This is a genomic window from Sphingomonas koreensis, assembly GCF_002797435.1.
GTDB lineage: Bacteria > Pseudomonadota > Alphaproteobacteria > Sphingomonadales > Sphingomonadaceae > Sphingomonas > Sphingomonas koreensis.
The window spans coordinates 3629534-3649568 of sequence record NZ_PGEN01000001.1 but is presented as its reverse complement, the minus strand read 5'-3'; the positions used below and the strand labels follow the sequence as shown (position 1 = coordinate 3649568).

Here is a 20035-nt window from a genome sequence, read left to right as displayed (position 1 = left end):
CCAGGGCGATCCGGGTCCCCGCTTCAGGGGACCGAAAAAGGGAGACGGGTCGCCCCGGTCTCCCTTTTTTCTTGCTCCCTCCCATCCAGATCGTCGCTGTTCCGTCATCAAACGGGGCCAGTGGCGAGCACGCGAGGAGAGTATGATGTTCGCAAGAACGCAAAGATTGATGCTGCGGCCCGGCTGGATCGAGGATGCGCCCGAGCTGGCGCGCGCGATGGGCCATCACGAAGTCGTCCGCAATCTCGGACGCGCACCCTGGCCCTACACGATCGGCGACGCGCAGGCGTTCCTGTCCGGCCCCGAGCGGCAGCGCAGGACCAGCTTCCTGATCTGCGCGCTCGAGGACGGCGGCAGCCGTATCGTCGGCGGGATCGGCTTCGGCCCCTATGACAATGAGCCGCACGAACTGGGTTACTGGATCACCCCCGACGCCTGGGGCCGCGGTTACGCGACCGAGGCGGGACAGGCGGTGATCGCGATCGCGCGCGCGCTGCGGGTCCCGCGGCTCGCGGCCGGGCACTATATCGACAACCCCGCCTCGGGCCGGGTGCTGCGCAAGCTCGGCTTCCAGGCCACCGGGCGCGTCGTGCCGCGCTATTCGCGCGGCCGCGGCGGCGAGGTGCAGTGCGTCGAGTACGAGCACCGCCTGTCGGGCGAGGATCGCAGCGACGACCCGTGCGACCGAATGGCGGCGTGAGTTAGGGTCGACACCCAACTAGAACGAGGATCGAGATTGTCCATGGAAGGCCGCCGACAAGAAGCGCGGCGCAGTCGCGTAGCTGAAGCTACGCGCAAGCAAGCGACGAAGCTCGGCGGCCTTCCATGGACAACCGCGCAGCGGCGGGCGTCTTTTGGCGCCATGCGGCGTCGCGCGTCGGTCACGATGGATCCCCATCGCTCCCTCCTTGCTCCTAGCCTGACGCCAAAATCCGCTCCGTCTCGACCTCGTTCTAGTTGGGTGTAGACCCTAAGTGGCCGGAACTGGCGATGGCGCGCTGCGCGGATGGGCAGCGCGCCATTCTGCCGGCCGGACGAAGCTGCCACGCCAGATGCCGCGCTTCGCTGCCCGTGCAGCCTGCTGCTCGGCAGCATAGCCCCCCTCCCGCTCGCCATCGCCGCTGACCGCCCAGCCCTGCGCGACGAGCGCGGCGGCGATGTCCCCGACGCCCGCCGCCGAGCAGACCGATACCGCCCGGCCGAAATTGTCGGTCGCCTGCGGTTCGCAGGCCAGCCCGCCCTTCGCAATCAGCGTGGCGAGCGCCTTGCGTGCCTCGCCCCCGCAGCGCCATTCCTTGCCGTCGGGCATCCGGCACGGCTGATGGAACTCGACCGCGTCGATGTCCTGGAGCCGTACCGTCCGCTCACCGATGCGCAGGCTGTCGCCATCGATTACCTGCACGGCCGCACCTTCGGCGGCGAGCCGCTCGGGCGGTGCACGCAATTCGGCGATCGCGAACAGGATCAGGAACAGCACGGCCAGCACCGCGATCTGCCGCAGCCAGCGCTGCGGTCTCATGCCACGACTTCCTCCCGCGCATAGGCGGCCGAAAGCTGGCGATAGGCGCGCGAGTTGAACGCCACGAAGGCGACCAGCACGCCGATCACTCCGGCGATGCTGAACACCAGCGCCATCCCGCGCTCCGGCCCGCGGCCATACCAGTCGCCGATCATGTCCGCGCCGGTGCCCGTGGTCATGAAGGGGATGAAGACGAACTGGGTCAACGGCGCGATCATGAACGCCGTGAGCGGCGACGCCGCCTGCTCGATCGACTGGGCAAAGCCGAACACCCTGCCCTGCCGCTCGAACGGCACTACTTTCTGCAGGGTCGTCTGCTCCGCTGCCTCGGCATAGGGGCCGAGGAACAGCCAGATGAAACAGCCCCCGGCGAGCAGCACGATCGACGATTGGATGGTGAACACCGCGGCGACCGCCCAGACGATCACATTGACCAGGAGCAGCGTCCGCAGCGGATTTGCGCCGAGCCCGGTACGCGAGATCAGCAACCCGGAGAGGATGAAGGCGCAGGAGACGAACGCCCAGAGCAGCCCCCAATGCTCGACCTTCATCAGCGACAGGCCATAGGCATCCATCAACGCCATGAACACGCCGCCGAGCAGGTTGTTGAACGCCGCGAAGAAGATCAGTGCGAACAGCCCCGGCACCGCGCCCACTACGCGGATCGTGCCGGCGAGGTCGACCCGCTTGGGCGCGTCATGCGTGTCCGCGGCGACCTGCTCATCGATCCTGATAAAGGCCAGGTGAAGCATCGCCAGTGCCGACAACCCGATCGCGAACGCCAACGTCGCGACCATTCCGCCCCATGCGACGAGAAAGCCGCTGATCGCCGAGGTGGTGAGGAAGCCGATACCCGTCACCATGCCGACCAGCCCATTGGCCTTGTCCCGCCGGTCCTCGGGCACCAGCAGAGTCACCAGGGTCGGCAGCGCGATGTTGCGCAGATTGCCCGCGATCACCCCCAGCATCACCGTGAACAGGAACACCCACAGCGGCACGCCAGCGATCTTCGTCATGCTGCCTTCCGGCGCGAGGAAGTAGCCCGCGAGCGCAATCGCGTAGAGCAGCAGCGACGCTGCGCTCGACACCATCATCACCCGCGTCTTGCGGTGATGATCAACCAGGCTGCCGAACCAGATCGCCAGCGCTGCGGTGAGGATAAGGTACATCCCCGCGATCATGCCGGTCGCGAACACCGACTTGGTCTCGAGGAACACCCAGAAGGTCACCGCGAACCACACGGTGAAGTTGGTGATGCTTGCGACCAGGTTGTTGATCAGCAGGTGATGAAAGGGCGTCATACGGTCCTCGGTGTCACACGATGGCCGCTCACGGGCCCCGCTGCTACCCCCAAGGACGGAGCCGGACACGCACCACCGTCACGCTACACGTGGCGGGCGCCCGGCTCCTGGGGTTCAGGGCATTGCCCTAAGGGGTCGCGGCCGAAGCCTCGCGGCGTACCGGAGCGGGAGCGCCTTCCCAGCCGCCGCCCAGCGCCTTGAACAGGGCGACCTGAGCCTCGGCCAGCGCAGCGTTGGACTGGGCAAGCGCGGCGCGCGCACCGGCGCGATCGCGTTCGGCGTCGATCCGCTGAAGCAGGCTGTCACGACCCGCCTCGAAGCGCAGGATCGCGATCCGTGCGGCGTTGGTCGCCGCGGTATCGGCGCGGCGCAGCGCGACGTTGCGCTCGATCTCGCCCGAATAGCGCGCCAGCGCCTGCTCGACCTCACGCAGCGCGGTCAGCACGGTGCCGTCGAACGCCGCGAGCGAGCCTTCCGCGCCCGCCTCGGCCTGACGGATCTGCGCCCGTGCCGCGGTGATGTTGGGGAAGTTCCAGCTGAGCAGCGGCCCGAGCGAGAAGTTGAACGACGAGCTCTTGCCCAGATTGTCGAGGCTTTGCGAACCGAGCGACACCGACCCCAGCAGCCGGATCGACGGATAGAGCGACGCCGTCGCGACACCGACCCGCGCAGTATCGGCCGCAAGCGCCCGCTCGGCCTGACGGACGTCGGGCCGCCGCGCGAGCAGCGCCTGACCATCGCCTACCGGAATCAGGTCCGACACGCCCGGGGGCGTCGCACAGGCGCTCGCATCGCTATCCAGCTCCGCCGGCGGCTTGCCGGTCAGCGTCGCCAGCGCATAGAGCGCGGCGCGGCGCTCGGCCTCGAACGCCGGGACCTGCGCTCGGGCATTCTCGGTCAGCACCCGCGCCTGATCGATGTCGCGCGCGGTGCCGCGCCCGGCTTCGACCAGCCGCTGGGTCAGCTCGAAGGTGCGGGTCTGAAGCCGCACCGTCTCGCGCGCCACCTCGGCCTGCGCCGCGAAGCCGCACGCCGCGGCATAGGTCCGCGCCGTCTCCGCCGCGACCGCCACGCGCGCGCCGTCGAGCGCGGCCTGCGCCGCTTCGGTATCGCCGCGCGAGGCCTCGATCGACCGGCTCACCCGCCCGAACAGATCGACCTCATAGGAAGCGTCGAAGCCGAGCCGGAAGAAGTCGTTCTCGACCCCGTCGACGCCCGGTGGCAGCGCACCCTGCGCACTCTCCGCACCCGTGCGCTGGCGGGTATACTGGCCTTGCAACGTGGTGCCCGGCAGCCGCTGGCCGCGCGATTCGGACAGGATCGCCCGGGCACGCTTGAGGTTCGCCGATGCCTGGCGGATGTCGGTGTTGTGCGTCAGCGCCTCCACCACCAGCCGGTCGAGCACCGGATCCTTGAACAGCCGCCACCATTCGCCCTCGACAGCGCCGGGCGTCACCTTGGTGATACCCGGGTCGACGAAGGCGCCGGCCGCCGCGGGCGGCGTCTCGGGGCGTTCATAGTTCGGCCCCACCGCACAGCCCGCCAGCAACGAGCCCGCCAGCAACGGAGCAATCAGACTGAGACGCTTCATTCTGCGGGCTCCACTACGGGGTCTTTGGGGTCGTGGGTCGGTTTGCGGCGCAGCCTGGCGGCAGTGCTGCTCGCCCAGTCGCCGAGCTTGCGGCAGATCACGTAGAAGGCCGGGGTGAAGAGCAGGCCGAAGATCGTCACGCCGATCATGCCGAAGAACACCGCGACGCCCAGCGCCTGGCGAAGCTCCGCCGCAGCGCCGCTTGCGATCACCAGCGGCAGCACGCCCAGGATGAACGCGATCGACGTCATGACGATCGGACGCATACGCTGGTGCGCCGCATGCTTCGCGGCCTCCCACATATCCATGCCTTCTTCTTCGTTCTGGCGCGCGAACTCGACGATCAGGATCGCGTTCTTCGCCGCCAGGCCGATCAGCACGATCAAGCCGATCTGGGTCAGGATGTTGTTGTCCATGCCCATCAGATTGACGCCCAGGATCGCGGCGAGCAGACACATCGGCACGATCAGGATCACCGCCAGCGGCAGCACCACGCTCTCATAGAGTGCAGCGAGCAGCAGGAAGACGAACACCACCGCGAGGCCGAAGGCGATCAGGCCGGTATTGCCCGCCTGACGTTGCTCCAGCGCCAGCTCGGTCCATTCGAAGCCCATGCCGCGCGGCAGGGTCTGCGCGGCCAGCGCCTCCATCGAATCCAGCGTCTGGCCGGTCGAATAGCCCGGCTTGGTGTCGCCGATCAGCTCGGCCGCCGGATAGAGGTTGTAGCGCACCACGCGATACGGACCGCTGTCGTTCTTGAGCGTCATCACCGAGCTCATCGGCACCATCTCGCCCGCGGCCGAACGGGTCTTCAGCATCTGGATATCGGAGGCATCGTCGCGATAGGGCGCGTCCGCCTGCGCCGTCACGCGGAAGGTCCGGCCCAGATAGTTGAAGTCGTTCACATAGGCCGAACCGAGATACGAGCCGAGCGTCGAGAAGATGTTCTGCACCGGCACGCCCATCCGTTCCGCACGCTCGCGATCGACATCGGCGGTCAGGCGCGGGGTTCCGGTGTTGAACTGGGTGAAGGTGTTGGTGACGCTCTCCTGCTGGTTCGCGCCCATCATCATGCCCATCGCGGCACCGGCCAGCGCATGATAGCCCTGTCCGCTGCGGTCCTGCACCATCATCTTGAACCCGCCGCCATTGCCGATGCCCGGCACCGGCGGCGGCGGCACGATGAACAGCGTTCCGCCCTTGATCCCCGAGAACGCTCCATAGAGTGCGCCCTGAATCTCCTCCTGGGTTTCCTTGCGGTCCGCATGCGGCTTGAAGCCGAGGAAGATCACGCCCGCGTTCGGCGCGGTCGAGAAGCTCGCGCCGTCAAGGCCGGCAAAGCCCACCGAATAGAGCATGCCCGGCACCTTGTTGGCGGCGGCGATCGCCTCGCGCACCACGGCATCGGTGCGCTGCAGCGAGGAACCTGGCGGCAGCGAGACCACGCCGATCAGATAACCCTGGTCCTGCGGCGGGATGAAGCCCGACGGGGTCGAGGTGAAGCGCCAGCCCGCGACGAGGATCAGCGCGACATAGACCACGCCGACCACCATCAGCATCCGCACCAGCTTCGAGGTGAGCTGGCCGTATTTCTCGGACAGCCAGTTGAAGCCCTGGTTGAACTTGAGCCCCGCACGCGCGGGCAGCCCGCGCCAGCCTTCCGGGATTTCCGAATGATGCCCCTTGTGCTTGAGCACCAGCGCGCAGAGCGCGGGCGAGAGCGTCAGCGACACGAAGGCCGAGATGATCGTCGCCGAGGCGATGGTGATCGCGAACTGCTGGTAGAAGGCGCCCGAAATGCCCGGGATGAACATGGTCGGGATGAACACGCCGACCAGCACCAGGCTGATCGCGATGATCGCGCCGGACACCTCGTCCATCGTCTCGTGCGCCGCCTCGCGTGGCGACAGCCCCTTCTCCTCCATCAATCGTTCGACATTCTCGACAACCACGATCGCATCGTCGACGACGATGCCGATGGCGAGCACGAGGCCGAACAAGGAGAGCGTGTTGAGCGAGTAGCCGAAGATCAGCAGCACCGCGAAGGCACCGACCAGCGACACCGGGATCGCGATGATCGGGATGATCGCCGCACGCCAGCTCTGGAGGAAGATGATGACCACCAGCACCACCAGCACCAGCGCCTCGATCAGCGTGTGCTCCACGGCGGTGATCGACTCGTCGATATACTCGGTCGGGTTGTAGTCGATCGAGTATTTCATCCCCTGCGGGAATTGCTTGGAGACCGTCTCCAGCTCGGCCTTGACCGCTTCGGCGGTCGCCAGCGCGTTCGAGCCGGGCAGCTGGAACACGCCCACGCCGACCGCGCGCTTGTCGTTCAGATAGCCGTTGAAGCTATAGTCCTGTGCGCCCAGCTCGATCCGCGCGACGTCGCGCAGATGGGTCAGCTTGCCCTCGGCATCGCGCTTGATGACGATGCTGCCGAACTCGTCGGGAGTGGTCAGTCGGCCCTTGGCCTGCACGCCCAGCTCGAAGGCGGGGCTGGCATTGCCATAGGGCGGCTGGCCGACCGAACCCGCGGCGACCTGGACGTTCTGCCCGCGGACGGCGTTGACCACCTCGTCGATGGTCATGTCGCGCGCGGCGGCGAGACCGGGGTCGATCCACAGGCGCATATTATAGTCGCGTCCGCCGAATGCGAGCGCCTGGCCGACGCCCGGGATACGCGCGATCCGGTCCTGCACCTGCAGGGTTACGTAGTTCGAGATATACTGGATATCGAGGCTGTTGTCGGGCGAGGTGAAGAACACGACCATCAGGAAGTCGGGCGAGTTCTTGTTCACCGTGATGCCCAGTCGCCGCACATCCTCGGGCAGGCGCGGTTCGGCCTGCTGGACGCGGTTCTGCACCAGCACCTGCGCCTGATCGACATTGGTGCCCTGCTTGAACGCAATGGTGATCTGCGTCTGGCCGTTACCGGTCGACGACGACGTCATGTACATCATGTTGTCGACGCCGTTGATCGCCTGTTCGATCGGCGCGGCAACGGTTTCCGCCAGCGTCTCCGCGCTCGCGCCCGGATAGGTGGCGGTCACCACCACCGTCGGCGGGGCGATGTTCGGATATTGCGCGATCGGCAGCGACGGGTACGCGATGGCCCCGACGATCACGATCAGGATCGAGAGCACCGCCGCAAAGATCGGCCGCTCGATGAAGAAATGGGGGAATTTCATCGTTTCGGTCCTTTAGCGGACGGTGGCCTGGCCGGATGCCGGCTCCTCGGTCGGGGCGGTCGGGGCAGCCTGCTTGGTCGCATCCGGCTTGATCACGCCCTTCTTCGGCGTAACCGGCGCGCCCGGCTGGAGCATGCCCATGCCGGCGATGATCACCCGATCGGTCGGGGCAAGCCCGTCGCGGACGATGCGCAGCCCTTCGACCTTTGCGCCGATCTCGACCGGTCGCGGGGTCGCCTTGTTGTCCTTGCTGACGACATAGACGAGGCGGCGGGTCTGGTCGGTGACGATCGCCTCATCCGGGATCAGCATCGCCTTGTACGTGCCCGAGCCGAGCAGACGCGCACGGCCGAACATGCCCGGCGTCAGGAAGCGCGTCGGATTGGGAACCTCGGCATAGGCGCGGATCGTCCCCGAATTCGGATCGACCGCACTGTCGAGGAACCGCATCCGGCCGTTCCAGCGATACTCGTTCTCGTCGGCAAGCTGGATCTGAACCGGGTTGGCGGTGTTGCGCGAGGAACCGCGCTCGCCGCGCTGATCCTGGCGGAGATTCTTGAGGTAGAAGCTCTCGGCGCCCTCGAACTCGAAGCGGATCGGGTCGATCGAAACGATGCGGGTCAGCACCGTCTGGCCTTCGGCGACCGAGTCGCCCAGGCTGACCTTGCGGTCCGACATGCGGCCGCTGAACGGCGCGCGCACGGTGGTGAAGCCGAGGTTGAGCTGCGCCGCGTTCGCGGAGGCACGCCCGGCTGCCAGATCGGCGGCGGCGCTGCGCTCCGCGGCGATGTTGGTCTCGAGCTCTTCCTTGCTCACCGCCTGCGCGCTGGCGAGCGCGCGGCTGCGCGCCGTCACCTGGCGGGCATTGGTCAGCGCCGCCTGCGCACGCGCGATCTGCGCCTGTGCCTGGGCGAGCTGCGCCTGATAGGGGCGCGGATCGATCGTGAAGAGCGGCTGGCCCTGCGTCACGTCCTGACCGTCGCGGAAATGGATCGCGGTGATGACACCGTTGACCCGCGCGCGGATCTCGACGTCCTGCGGGGCGACGAAGCGGCCGGTATAGTCGTCCCAGTCGACGACTTCGCGCTGCAAGGGGGTTGCGACCGTTACTTCGGGCGCGGCCGGCGACGGCGGGCCCTCCCCGCCTCCGCAAGCCGAAAGCAGAGTCAGAGCCACGATGGCGATTGCAGACCGCATTATTCTTTCCCCTTTGCTGCGCCGCGGCAATTGGGGGGACGAAGCGGAGGTTTCAACCCCGCAACGGATAATTTCTGAAATTTTCCGTTCAGTAATTCGGGTATGGTCTCACGCTGCTGCCACAACGTTGGGCATAAGTGCCTCTGCATACTCGCTTTCCGCCAGCCGGATCAGCGCGCGATCGTCATGGTTCCACGGATGGAAGCCGGGCAGGAAATAGCTCGACCAGGCCGGGATCATGCGCCGGACGATGCCGGGCGAACCCAGCAGATACTTCGCCAGCGCCGCCTTCGCGCGCCAGCCGGTAAGGCCGTCCTGCGCCATCAGGTCCAGCGTCCCTTCGATCCGGTGCTTCCAGAAGGTGCCGCTGATCAGCAGCATCGTCAGCGACTTGATCTTCCAGCGCTTCCAGCGGCTCATGTTCCGGGTCGCGTGCAGGAAGGTGTCGTATGCGACGCCCTTGTGCTCGATCTCCTCCAGCGCATGCCAACGCCACAGCTCGGCGCTCTCGCGATCGGCGCCGGCGAGGTGCCTCGGATTGCGGATCAGCTCGGCGGCGATGATCGCGGTGTAATGTTCGAGCGCCATCGTCGCGGCGAGCTGGACGATCGCGGGCCGCGCGCGCGCGATCTCGAGCACCTGGTCGATCCGCGCTTCAAGCCGGGTGATGTCATAGCCATGATCGAGCACGCGCCGGTTGAACGCGACATGCTCGCGGCTGTGCACCACTTCCTGGATGGTGAACGCCTTGATCTCACGCGCGAGCTTGTCGTTCACACCGTCGCGGAACGCCTTAACGCTCTCGATGAAAAAGGCCTCGCCCTTGGGGAAGGTTACCGACAGCGCATTGTAGAAGGCCGTTCCCACGACATCGCCGCCCAGCCAAAGCCGATCCTGCTTGCTCTCGCGCCCGAAACGGCGGTCGCGCGGATTGATCGTCAGATCGGCAGGAGTCTTTGCGTTCGCCACCTTTTTCCTCCAAGGCAATTGCGAACGTAACTAAGTGCTACTTACATCAATGTCAATAATACCCCTGCCCGAACGGAAACGCCTCACCCCGGAGGAATCGCGCGACGCCGCGCTCGAGGCCGCGCGCGCGATCCTGATCGAGGCGGGGCCGCAAGCGGTGACGCTCAAGGCGGTCGCCGCGCGCATCGGCCGCACCCATGCCAACCTGCTCCACCATTTCGGTTCGGCGGCGGGGCTTCAGCGCGCCCTCGCCCGCAGCCTGGCAGAGAGCGTCTGCACGCAGATCGCCGGGCTCATCCGCGAAGCGCATGCCAGTGAGGAAGCGCGCACCGAAGCCAAGCCGCGCGAAGTGGTGGATCTCGCTTTCGACGCTTTCGACAAGAGCGGCGCGGGCGCGCTGGCGAGCTGGATGATCCTCTCGGGTAACGAGGATGCGCTCGATCCGATCCTCGAGGTCATCCACCAGCTGGTCGATCAGATCGCCGCGGTGGAGGGCGAGGAAAGCAGCGTCTCGCTGCGCGAGGATACGCTCAGCCTCGTGCTGATGGCGATGGGCGATGCACTGCTCGGCGAGCCGCTGGCCAAGTCGCTCGATCTCCCGCGCGGCGCGGCGCGCGAGATCGCGTTACGCCAGCTCACCGCGTCGCCGCGTTTCCAGAAGATGTGGGGCTGATCTCATGTTGCTTGCCGCGTTGACTCTCGCCGCCCAGGCGGCAGCCCTTCCGTGCCAGCCCGGCGCCTATGCCGGCCCGGACGGCCGCTTCATGGTCGTCATGGAGCGGCCCGACACCGCGCAGACCGGCGCGTGGCGCTGGTGGGCCGACGACGGCCGCTTCGGCCTGACCAACGACGGCAGCGTCGTCTGCCGCGGCGACACGCTCGACGTGAAGCAAGTCGTCTACAAGAAGGTCGCCCTCCGCCTTACCCCCAGCAAGTTCAAGAGCGGCGACCTGACCCTCAACGGCCTGCTGATCGAGCCGCCCGCGGCGCCGGGCAGGAAACCGCCGCTGACGGTGCTCGTCCACGGATCCGAACGCTATTCCGCGGTCAAGGGCGCCTCCTACCCGTGGTTGCTTGCAGCGCAGGGCATCGCTGCCTTCGTCTATGACAAGCGCGGCACCGGCGAATCGCAGGGCACCTACAACCAGAATTTCCACGCGCTCGCCGGTGATGCCGCCGCGGCATCGAAGGAAGCCAAGCGCCTCGCCGCCGGCCGCTATTCGCGCTTCGGCCTGCTTGGCGGCAGCCAGGGGGGCTGGGTCGCCCCGCGCGCGGCGAACGATGCGGGCGCCGATTTCGTTGCCGTCGGCTTCGGCCTGCTGATCGACCCGCTCGAGGAAGACGCCTCGCAGGTCGCCGCCGAGCTGACCGAGGCCGGCTACGGCGCCGACATACTCAAACAGGCGCGCGAGATCACCGACGCCACCGGCAACCTGATGGCCGAGCATTTCAAGCAGGGCTATGAACAGCTCGCCGCGGTCAAGGCGCGCTACGCGGGCCAGCCCTGGTTCGCGAAGATCAAGGGCGAGTTCACCGGCGACGTGCTCGCGCTCGACGAGGCGACTTTGCGCCGTGAAGGCGCGGCGAAGTTCGACAATCTCGAACTCGACTGGCGCTATGATGCGATGGGATGGCTCCGCAAGGTCAAGGTGCCCCAGCTCTGGGTGATCGCCGCCGAGGATCGCGAAGCCCCGCCGCAGACCACCATCGACCGGCTCCAGACGCTGCGCCGCGAAGGGCATGATGTCGCCATCGTCCGTTTCCCGGACACCGACCATGGCATGGTCGAGTTTACGCAGGATGCCAAAGGCGAGCGCACTGCCACCCGCGTGACCGACGGCTATTTCCGGCTGCTCGGCGACTGGATCAAAGGCAAGACCCGCCCACCCTATGGCCGCGGCGAGTTTTTGACTAAATAAGACGGCAGCAGCCCGCTCCCCCACTCGGCCACCCCAGCGCCAATATCCCATGGGTGGCCGGATGAGCGAGCAGGCTGGCGCCGAAACCAATTTGAGTACGCCATGCATTTTCTCGACCAGGCCAAGATCTACATCAAATCCGGCTGGGGCGGCGGCGGCGCCGTCGGCTTCCGGCGTGAGAAATATATCGAATATGGCGGTCCCGACGGCGGCGACGGCGGCAAGGGCGGCGACATCATCTTCGAAGCCGTACCCGGCCTCAACACGCTGATCGACTTCCGCTACACCCAGCATTTCCGGGCGCAGCGCGGCCATGGCGGGTCGGGCAGCAACAAGACCGGCGCGGGCGGCGACGATCTGGTGATCAAGCTCCCGGTCGGCACCCAGATCCTGGCGGACGACGAGGAGCGCACGCTGCTCGCCGACCTCACCAAGGCGGGTCAGCGCATCGTCTTCCTCAAGGGCGGCGACGGCGGTCGCGGCAATGCCAGCTACAAGACCAGCACCAACCGCACCCCGCGCCAGCATGGCACCGGCTGGCCGGGCGAGGAAATGTATGTCTGGCTCCGCCTCAAGCTGCTCGCGGACGCGGGTCTCGTCGGCCTGCCCAATGCCGGCAAGTCGACCTTCATCAACGCCGTCACCAACGCGCAGGCCAAGGTCGGCGCCTATGCCTTCACCACTACCCGCCCCCAGCTCGGCGTCGTTCGCCACAAGCAGAACGAGTTCGTCATCGCCGACATCCCCGGGCTGATCGAGGGCGCGGCCGAAGGTGCCGGCATCGGCGACCGCTTCCTCGGCCATATCGAGCGGTGCAAGGTGCTGCTTCACCTGGTCGACGCCAATGACGCGGACGTCGCCACCAGCTATCGCATCGTCCGCGACGAGCTTGACGCCTATGGCGCCGGCCTGCTCGACAAGAAGATCATCATCGCGCTCAACAAGATCGACATGCTCGACGACGAGCTGATCGCCGCCCTCTCCGCCGAACTCGAGGAGGCGAGCGGCGCCGAGGTGATCCCGATCAGCGGCGCCAGCGGCGTCGGTGTCGACTGGGCGCTCGACAAGCTGCTCGAAGCCATCGGCCCCGACCACGCCCGCGTCACCGACGACGACGAGGGCGAGGAAGAGATCGAGTGGTCGCCGATCTGACGGAACTAATAGGGGCCTGAGGGTTTACCACGAAAACTCAGGGAGTTGCCCGATGTTCCTACGATACGCTGCCCCTGCTCTCGTCATCGCTTTCGCGCCTCCGGCACTGGCGCAGGACGAGGCCCCGCGCGAGCCGTTTCGAACACGCGTCACGCTCGGCCCGCAACTCGTTCCCAGCCATCCCGGTTCGGACGAAGTGTCGCTGCGTCCGTTCATCGATGTCGCGCGCGCCCGCATGGGCAAGGAATTCGAGTTCGAGGCACCGGATGAAGGTGCCGGTTTCCCTGTCCTGCGAACATCGGGCCTGGCGATCGGCCCGGCGATCGGGTTCGAAGGCAAGCGCGATGCCGAGGCGGTCGGCGCCCCGATCCACAAGGTCGGCTTCTCGTTCGAAGCCGGCGCTTTCGTCCAGGCCTGGATCGGCGACGCGCTTCGCGTCCGAGTCGAGGGGCGCAAGGGTCTTACCGGCCATCGCGGCTGGACCGGCAGCGTCAGCGCCGACTATGTCGCACGCAGGGGCGACGACTGGCTGTTCTCGATCGGCCCGCGCGTGACGCTCTCGGATCGCAAATACCATCGCGCCTATTTCGGCATCACGCCGGCCGACTCCGCTGCCTCGGGGCTGGCGGCCTATGATCCCAAGGGCGGTGTTCAGGCAGTCGGCCTGACCGCGGGCTATATGCGCCAGCTTTCGCGCCGGTGGGGCGTCGCCACCTATGCCCGCTATGACCGGCTCGCCGGCGACGCGGCGGATTCACCGGTGTCGCGTACGCTCGGCTCGCGCAACCAGTTCTCGGGCGGCATCGCGCTCAGCTACACTTTCGGACCGGCTAGATAACATCATTGGCGTGCCTATCGCCGCGCGCTAAGCGCGGTCCGATGCACCTGTTCCCGCCCGCCTCCTGCCCGCGTCTCGTCGTCAAGATCGGTTCGGCACTGCTCGTCGATCCGGAGGGGGCGATCCGGCGCGACTGGCTGGAGGGGATCGCCGCGGACATCGCCGCGCGGGTCCGGGCGGGCCAGCAGATCGCCGTCGTCTCCTCGGGCGCCATCGCACTCGGCGCGCGCCGGCTGAAACTCGCCAAGGGCGGCCGCGCCAGCCTCGAGGACGCTCAGGCCGCCGCCGCGACCGGCCAGATCGCGCTGTCGCAGGTCTGGGCCGAGGTGCTGGCGGCCAACGGGCTCACCGCCGCACAGATGCTGGTGACGCTCGACGATCTCGAGGATCGCCGCCGTTACCTCAACGCCGCCGCGACGCTCGGCCGGTTGCTTTCGCTCGGCGTGGTGCCGGTGATCAACGAGAATGACAGCGTCGCCACCGCCGAGATTCGCTTCGGCGACAATGACCGGCTCGCCGCGCGGGTGGCTCAGGCGGCGGACGCCAGCGGCGTGGTGCTGCTCAGCGACATTGACGGACTGTACGATCGCAACCCCGCCCTTCCCGGCGCGGTGCATATCCCGGTGGTCGAGCGGATCGACGGGCGGGTCGAGGGGATGGCCGATCGCGGCTCCGCCTCGGGCATGGGCTCGGGCGGCATGGTCTCCAAGATCGAGGCCGCGCGCATCGCCGCGTCGGCCGGCGTATCGCTGGCCATCGCCAATGGCCGGGTCGACCGCCCGCTCTCGGCCGACGCCCGCCACACCGTCTTCCTTCCCGAAAAACGGACGCGCGCACGCAAGGCGTGGCTCGCAGGCCGCCTCACCGCCAAGGGCAGCATCATCGTCGATGCGGGCGCGGCGCAGGCGCTGACCGAGGGGCGCAGCCTGCTCGCGATCGGCGCCACCGCGATCCGCGGCATGTTCTTCCGCGGCGATCTGGTGACGATCGAGGGCCCCAACGGCCCGATCGCGCGCGGCCTCTCCGAATATGACGCGCCCGACGCCCAGGCGATCCTCGGCACCCGCAGCGACGATCAGGGCGAGATTCTGGGCTACGCCCCGCGCTCGACGCTGGTCCACCGCAACCATATGGCGCTGCTGTGACGACGCTGGCACTCACCGGCGCCACCGGCTTTGTCGGCAAGGCGACGGTCGAGCATGCGCTGGCCCGCGGCATCCATGTCCGCGCGCTCACCCGGCGCGATCGGCCGGCGCGCGAGGGCGTGAGCTGGATCGCGGGCGATCTGGAGCATGAAGCGGCACTCGCCCGCCTCGCCAGCGGCGCCGATGCGGTGATCCACATCGCCGGGGTGGTCAATGCGGCGACGCCCGAAGGCTTCATCCATGGCAATGTCGACGGCACCCGCCGCATGACCGCCGCCGCGACGTCGATGGGCGTCCTCCGCTTCGTCCATGTCTCGTCGATGTCCGCGCGGGAGCCGCAGCTCTCGAACTATGGCCGTTCGAAGGCGCTGGCCGAACTGGAAGTCCGCGAGTCCGGCCTCGACTGGACCATGATCCGCCCGCCTGGCGTCTATGGCCCGGGGGATATGGAGATGCGCGATATCTTCCGCATGGCGAAATCCGGATTCGTGCTCCTGCCGCCCGCGGGCCGCATCTCGCTGATCCATGTCTCGGACCTTGCGCGCCTGCTCGTCACCCTTGCCCTCACCGACCCGGGCCGGGAGGTCTATGAGTGCGACGATGGCGTGGACGGCGGCTACACTCATGCCGGGTTCGCGCATCTTGTCGGCGAAGCGGTGGGCAAGCGCCCGATCCCCCTTTCGGTGCCCCGCGGCCTGCTTCACCTCGCCGCGCGCGCCGACCGTTTCTTCCGCGAGGCGAACGCCAAGCTGACCCCCGACCGTGCGGCCTATCTCAGCCATCCCGACTGGACCGCAGATCCCGGCCGCCGTCCGCCGGCCGCGCTATGGGCGCCGCAGATCGCCACTCGGGAAGGCCTGGCTCAAACCGCGGCCTGGTACCGCGCCGAAGGCCTGTTGTGACCGATCCGCGCATCCGCCCGTTCGAGGATCGCGACTGGCCCGCCGTGCGCGCGATCATCGATCATGTGGTCGAGAGCGGCACCAGCTACACCTATGATTCGGGGCTGAGCGACGCAGCCTATCGCGCACTCTGGATCGGAGCCGCGCCCGGCGGCACCGTCGTCGCGGAGGATATGGACGGCACGATCCTCGGCACCGCCAAGCTCAGCCGCAATCAGCACGGACCGGGCAGCCATATCGCCAATGCCAGCTTCATGGTCGCCCCCGAAGCGCGCGGCCGCGGCGTCGGGCGGCAGCTCGGCGAGCACATCGTCGCCTGGGCCGCGGCGGCTGGCTTCCGCGCGATGCAATTCAATGCGGTGGTCTCCGACAATCATTCCGCCGTCGCCCTGTGGACCTCGCTCGGCTTCGCGGTGATCGGCACCGTCCCAGAAGGCTTCCGGCATCGCGACGGCCGCTTCGCCGATCTGCTGATCATGCACCGCCGGCTCTGACCGGACTTGCAATGTTGGACTTCGCCTGCTCCGATCGGCCTGGCTTCGGGCCGCTCCCTGATACCGTCCATCGCCTGGCGCCCGCGCGCGGAACCCCTCAACCGCATGAACTTGCCCTGGGGAGGGTCTGAACTTCGCTCATTTTGGGTAGGCCAGCTCCGCCCCGGCTTCACCCCGTTTCCGCCGCAATCGCTTGGCACTTGGCCCAGAGCAAATTAAGGACCACGCATGAGCGACCGCACCCAGATTTTCGAAACCGTCTCCGGCCTGATCGAACCCTTCAACAAGAAGGGCATCGAGCTTGCCGATTCCACCACCTTCGCCGGCGACCTGGAGTGGGACAGCCTGACCGTCATGGATTTCGTGGCGGCGATCGAGGACGAGTTCGACATCATCATCACGATGAACATGCAGGCCGAGATCGAGACCGTCGGCCAGCTCGTCGATGCCGTCCAGAAGCTCAAGGCTGCCTGAGATGACCGATTCGATCGCGACCCCGGACGCACCGACCATCCCGGCCGGTGCGAAGCCCGATCTGATGAGCAAGTTCGATGGCCTGATCGCCGAGCGTCAGGCCCTGCTCGACAGCGGCGTCACCGATCCGTTCGCGATCGTGATGGATCAGGTGAAATCGCCGACCGAAGCGGTGATCAAGGGCAAGGACACCATACTGCTCGGCACCTATAATTACATGGGCATGACCTTCGACCCGGACGTGATTCAGGCCGGCAAGGACGCGCTCGACCAGTTCGGCTCCGGCACCAACGGCAGCCGCATGCTCAACGGCACCTTCCGCGATCATATGGAGGTCGAGCAGGCACTGCGCGACTTCTACGGCACCACCGGCGCGATCGTCTTCTCGACCGGCTACATGGCCAATCTCGGGATGATCTCGACCCTCGCCGGCAAGGGCGACTACATCATCCTCGACGCCGACAGCCACGCCAGCATCTATGACGGCTGCAAGCAGGGCTATGCCGAGATCGTCCGTTTCCGCCACAACAGCGTCGAGGATCTCGACAAGCGCCTCGGCCGCCTGCCGGCGGAAGCCGGCAAGCTGGTGGTGCTCGAGGGCGTCTATTCGATGCTCGGCGACATCGCGCCGCTCAAGGAAATGGTCGCGGTCGCCAAGAAGCACGGCGCGATGGTGCTTTCGGACGAGGCGCATTCGATGGGCTTCTTCGGCCCCAATGGCCGCGGCGTCTATGAGGCGCAGGGGTGCGAGGGCGATGTCGACTTCATCGTCGGCACCTTCTCCAAATCGGTCGGCACGGTCGGCGGCTTCTGCGTGTCGAACCACCCGAAGTTCGAGGCAATCCGCCTCGCCTGCCGCCAATATATCTTCACCGCCTCGCTACCGCCGAGCGTGGTCGCCACCGCCGCGACCTCGATCCGCAAGCTCCAGCACGCCCACAACAAGCGCCAGCATCTGTGGGAGAATGCCCGCGCGGTGCACAGCGGCCTCAAGGAAATGGGCTTCAAGCTCGGTACGGAGACCTGCGACAGCGCGATCATCGCGGTGATCCTGACCGATCAGGAACAGGCGGTGACGATGTGGCAGGCGCTGCTCGACAACGGCCTTTACGTCAACATGGCGCGCCCCCCCGCGACCCCGGCCGGCACCTTCCTGCTGCGCTGCTCGCTCTGTGCCGAACACACGCCCGAGCAGGTCCAGCGTATCCTGGCGATGTTCAGGGCCGCGGGCCAGGCCGTGGGCGTCATCGGCTAGGGCTGGCCACCGCGGCATTGCAGCCTTAGCATCGCGGCCATGAGCGAAACTAGCGGACTGGCGCAGCGTATCGCCCGGCTCGACTGGCGTGCCATGCTGATGATCCTGATCGCCATCCTTGGCATCGGGGTGCTTGCCGCGCTCATCACCAACCAGCGCAATGCGGACGCGGAACGCGACGCGGCGCTGGCCCGCCAGTCGCAAAGCTATGAGGTGATGATCCTCGCCCAGAGCCTGGCGGGCACCATCGCCAGCGCGGAGGCGACTCTCGCGCGCTACGTCGTCAGCGGCGAGGAGAGCGTCGGCCGCGACTATGTCGCCGAATGGCAGCGGGCCGAAGGACAGCTCACCCTCCTCGCCCGCCGCACCCGCGACCACGATCCCGAGAAGGATCTGATCGCCGAGCTGCGAAGTGCCGTGGCCATGCGCGGCAAGGAATTGTCGCAGATCGCGCTCAACACGCGCTTCAACCGCAACCAGGCAGCCTATGCCTTTTTCGACGAGGCACGCCGCTCGCCCGTGCTGCCCCGCATCCGCACTTTGCTTGCCCGGATCGTCGCCGCTGAGCGCCAGCTGCTCAACGAACGCTCGCGCCGTGCCCGCCTGACCTCAGCCGAAGCGCAGGAGGAAACCCGCAACCTGATCCTGTTCGGCATGCTGATCGTGATCGGCGCGATGATCCTGGGCTGGCTCAACATCCGGGCGATCCGCGAGCGGGCCGCCGTCGCCGCCGAAGCGCAAGCACAACGCGAGCGCACGATCGAACTCGAAGCCGCCGTCGCTACCGCGACGGCGGGTCTCCAGGAAGAGGCTCGCGAGCGTGCCGCGGCCGAGGCGCAGTTGCGCCAGGCGCAGAAGATGGAAGCCGTCGGCCAGCTCACCGGCGGCATCGCGCACGATTTCAACAATATGCTCGCAATCGTCCTGGGCGGGCTTGAGCTCGCCAAGCGCCATCTGCCCGAAGGCGCCAGCCAGTCCGCGCGGCACATCGACAATGCCAGCGAAGGCGCGAGCCGCGCCGCGGCGCTGACCCGCCGCCTGCTCGCCTTCGCGCGTGCCGAACCGCTCACGCCGCAAGCGATCGATCCCGTCGAACTGATCGCCGGCATGACCAACCTGCTCGAACGCACGCTGGGCGAAGGCGTCGTCGTCAAGACCTGTGCGCAGGCCACGGGCTGGCACGTCTGGGCCGACCGGCATCAGCTCGAGAACGCGTTGCTCAACCTCGCCGTCAATGCGCGCGATGCGATGGACAGCCGCGGTACCCTGACCATCTCTACGGGTCACACGACGCTGGACGGCGAAGCGGCGACAGAGTGCGGGCCGGGCAACTACGTCACCATCGCCGTCTCCGACACCGGCGCAGGCATGTCGCCCGAGGTCGTGGAACGCGTCTTCGAACCCTTCTTCACCACCAAGCCTGTCGGCAAGGGAACGGGACTCGGCCTCAGCCAGATCTTCGGCTTCGTCCGTCAGTCGGGCGGCGAGATCCGGATCGATTCGGCCCCCGGCGAAGGTACGACGGTCACGCTCTTCCTCCCCTGCCACGGTGCTGCGGAACCGGCCGCGCCCGATGCGGCTCACCGGGTCGGGCCCAGCTCCGAACCGCATCGGGCACTCGACATCCTGCTGGTCGAGGATGATCCGCGCGTGCTCGCGGCCACGCTCGCTGCGCTGGAGGAACTGGGTCACCGGCCTGTCGCATGCGACGACCCGCTCGCCGCACCGCGAATCGTCGCCGGCCTCCATGCACTCGACCTGATCGTCAGCGACGTCATCATGCCGGGGCAGACCGGACCGGAGATGATTGCCGCACTCGATCCGCAGCTTGATGGGGTCGCCGTGCTCTACGTCACCGGCTATGCGGGCGATGCCGCTGACCATGAACGTTTCGGGGGCCGCCCGGTATTGCGCAAGCCTTTCACCCTTTCGGGTCTCGAAGCCGCGATCGCCGACGCCGTTGCCAATGGCCGCGCGGCACAGACCGTAACGGCCGTGGGCTAGATTTAACCGTGCCGTACGATATAGCGTTGGACTACAGCCGGTTCGCCGGCACCAACGCGAAGATCAGGCCGCAGACCCTCC

17 protein-coding genes are annotated in these 20035 nt (G+C 67.2%); 11 read left to right on the top strand and 6 right to left on the bottom strand.

Going from position 1 to position 20035, the window contains the following annotated elements; all coding sequences use genetic code 11:
• Positions 1-145: 145 nt before the first annotated feature.
• On the top strand, positions 146-700 hold the full coding sequence (locus BDW16_RS17405; protein WP_083954256.1) for a GNAT family N-acetyltransferase: 555 nt from the start codon (positions 146-148) through the stop codon (positions 698-700).
• A gap of 270 nt (positions 701-970) precedes the next feature.
• Here BDW16_RS17405 and BDW16_RS17400 read toward each other — a convergent pair whose 3' ends face one another.
• The 6 genes from BDW16_RS17400 to BDW16_RS17375 all read right to left on the bottom strand — a co-directional run bounded on the left by BDW16_RS17400 (position 971) and on the right by BDW16_RS17375 (position 9771).
• A complete protein-coding gene (locus BDW16_RS17400; RefSeq protein ID WP_083954238.1) occupies positions 971-1519 on the bottom strand; it encodes a thermonuclease family protein in 549 nt (182 codons plus the stop codon).
• Complete coding sequence (locus BDW16_RS17395) at positions 1516-2820, bottom strand: MFS transporter (protein WP_066576453.1); 1305 nt, start codon at positions 2818-2820, stop codon at positions 1516-1518. The genes BDW16_RS17400 and BDW16_RS17395 overlap by 4 nt, the downstream gene beginning before the upstream one ends.
• Before the next feature lie 127 nt (positions 2821-2947).
• Positions 2948-4411, bottom strand: coding sequence for an efflux transporter outer membrane subunit (locus BDW16_RS17390; protein WP_066576455.1), 1464 nt, complete (start codon positions 4409-4411; stop codon positions 2948-2950).
• Complete coding sequence (locus tag BDW16_RS17385; protein ID WP_066576458.1) at positions 4408-7605, bottom strand: efflux RND transporter permease subunit; 3198 nt, start codon at positions 7603-7605, stop codon at positions 4408-4410. Before BDW16_RS17385 ends, BDW16_RS17390 begins: the two co-directional genes overlap by 4 nt.
• A gap of 12 nt (positions 7606-7617) precedes the next feature.
• A complete protein-coding gene (locus BDW16_RS17380) occupies positions 7618-8802 on the bottom strand; it encodes an efflux RND transporter periplasmic adaptor subunit (RefSeq protein ID WP_083954239.1) in 1185 nt (394 codons plus the stop codon).
• Positions 8803-8910: 108 nt separating this feature from the next.
• Positions 8911-9771, bottom strand: a complete 861-nt coding sequence (locus BDW16_RS17375; protein ID WP_066576460.1) for a metal-dependent hydrolase — start codon at positions 9769-9771, stop codon at positions 8911-8913.
• A 49-nt stretch (positions 9772-9820) separates the two neighbouring features.
• On the opposite strand from BDW16_RS17375, the gene BDW16_RS17370 reads away from it, so the two are divergent.
• From BDW16_RS17370 to BDW16_RS17325, 10 genes are all read left to right on the top strand, one after another.
• Positions 9821-10444: a TetR/AcrR family transcriptional regulator gene (locus tag BDW16_RS17370; protein ID WP_066576462.1), complete on the top strand. Its 624-nt coding sequence runs from the start codon at positions 9821-9823 to the stop codon at positions 10442-10444.
• Positions 10445-10448: 4 nt separating this feature from the next.
• Positions 10449-11690 (top strand): alpha/beta hydrolase family protein, encoded by a 1242-nt coding sequence (locus BDW16_RS17365; protein ID WP_066576465.1) that lies wholly within the window; start codon positions 10449-10451, stop codon positions 11688-11690.
• 102 nt (positions 11691-11792) lie between these two features.
• Complete coding sequence (gene obgE / locus BDW16_RS17360) at positions 11793-12842, top strand: GTPase ObgE (protein ID WP_066576467.1); 1050 nt, start codon at positions 11793-11795, stop codon at positions 12840-12842.
• 52 nt (positions 12843-12894) lie between these two features.
• Entirely contained in the window at positions 12895-13680 is a 786-nt protein-coding gene (locus tag BDW16_RS17355) for a MipA/OmpV family protein (protein ID WP_066576469.1), read from the top strand.
• A gap of 41 nt (positions 13681-13721) precedes the next feature.
• A complete protein-coding gene (gene proB / locus BDW16_RS17350) occupies positions 13722-14825 on the top strand; it encodes a glutamate 5-kinase (protein WP_066576471.1) in 1104 nt (367 codons plus the stop codon).
• Positions 14822-15727: an NAD-dependent epimerase/dehydratase family protein gene (locus BDW16_RS17345; protein ID WP_066576474.1), complete on the top strand. Its 906-nt coding sequence runs from the start codon at positions 14822-14824 to the stop codon at positions 15725-15727. Before proB ends, BDW16_RS17345 begins: the two co-directional genes overlap by 4 nt.
• Positions 15724-16221, top strand: a complete 498-nt coding sequence (locus BDW16_RS17340; RefSeq protein ID WP_066576477.1) for a GNAT family N-acetyltransferase — start codon at positions 15724-15726, stop codon at positions 16219-16221. Before BDW16_RS17345 ends, BDW16_RS17340 begins: the two co-directional genes overlap by 4 nt.
• A 228-nt stretch (positions 16222-16449) precedes the next feature.
• Positions 16450-16695, top strand: coding sequence for an acyl carrier protein (locus BDW16_RS17335; protein ID WP_066576479.1), 246 nt, complete (start codon positions 16450-16452; stop codon positions 16693-16695).
• Between the two features lies 1 nt (position 16696).
• A complete protein-coding gene (gene spt, locus BDW16_RS17330; RefSeq protein WP_066576483.1) occupies positions 16697-17950 on the top strand; it encodes a serine palmitoyltransferase in 1254 nt (417 codons plus the stop codon).
• Between the two features lie 39 nt (positions 17951-17989).
• Entirely contained in the window at positions 17990-19954 is a 1965-nt protein-coding gene (locus BDW16_RS17325; RefSeq protein WP_066576487.1) for an ATP-binding protein, read from the top strand.
• Positions 19955-20035 lie beyond the last annotated feature (81 nt).

Coding starts and splice junctions, on each gene's coding strand:
- BDW16_RS17405 (WP_083954256.1), top strand. CDS start 146: ATGTTCGCAAGAACGCAAAGATTGATGCTGCGGCCCGGCTGGATCGAG.
- BDW16_RS17400 (WP_083954238.1), bottom strand. CDS start 1,519: ATGAGACCGCAGCGCTGGCTGCGGCAGATCGCGGTGCTGGCCGTGCTG.
- BDW16_RS17395 (WP_066576453.1), bottom strand. CDS start 2,820: ATGACGCCCTTTCATCACCTGCTGATCAACAACCTGGTCGCAAGCATC.
- BDW16_RS17390 (WP_066576455.1), bottom strand. CDS start 4,411: ATGAAGCGTCTCAGTCTGATTGCTCCGTTGCTGGCGGGCTCGTTGCTG.
- BDW16_RS17385 (WP_066576458.1), bottom strand. CDS start 7,605: ATGAAATTCCCCCATTTCTTCATCGAGCGGCCGATCTTTGCGGCGGTG.
- BDW16_RS17380 (WP_083954239.1), bottom strand. CDS start 8,802: ATGCGGTCTGCAATCGCCATCGTGGCTCTGACTCTGCTTTCGGCTTGC.
- BDW16_RS17370 (WP_066576462.1), top strand. CDS start 9,821: ATGTCAATAATACCCCTGCCCGAACGGAAACGCCTCACCCCGGAGGAA.
- BDW16_RS17365 (WP_066576465.1), top strand. CDS start 10,449: ATGTTGCTTGCCGCGTTGACTCTCGCCGCCCAGGCGGCAGCCCTTCCG.
- obgE (WP_066576467.1), top strand. CDS start 11,793: ATGCATTTTCTCGACCAGGCCAAGATCTACATCAAATCCGGCTGGGGC.
- BDW16_RS17355 (WP_066576469.1), top strand. CDS start 12,895: ATGTTCCTACGATACGCTGCCCCTGCTCTCGTCATCGCTTTCGCGCCT.
- proB (WP_066576471.1), top strand. CDS start 13,722: ATGCACCTGTTCCCGCCCGCCTCCTGCCCGCGTCTCGTCGTCAAGATC.
- BDW16_RS17335 (WP_066576479.1), top strand. CDS start 16,450: ATGAGCGACCGCACCCAGATTTTCGAAACCGTCTCCGGCCTGATCGAA.
- spt (WP_066576483.1), top strand. CDS start 16,697: ATGACCGATTCGATCGCGACCCCGGACGCACCGACCATCCCGGCCGGT.
- BDW16_RS17325 (WP_066576487.1), top strand. CDS start 17,990: ATGAGCGAAACTAGCGGACTGGCGCAGCGTATCGCCCGGCTCGACTGG.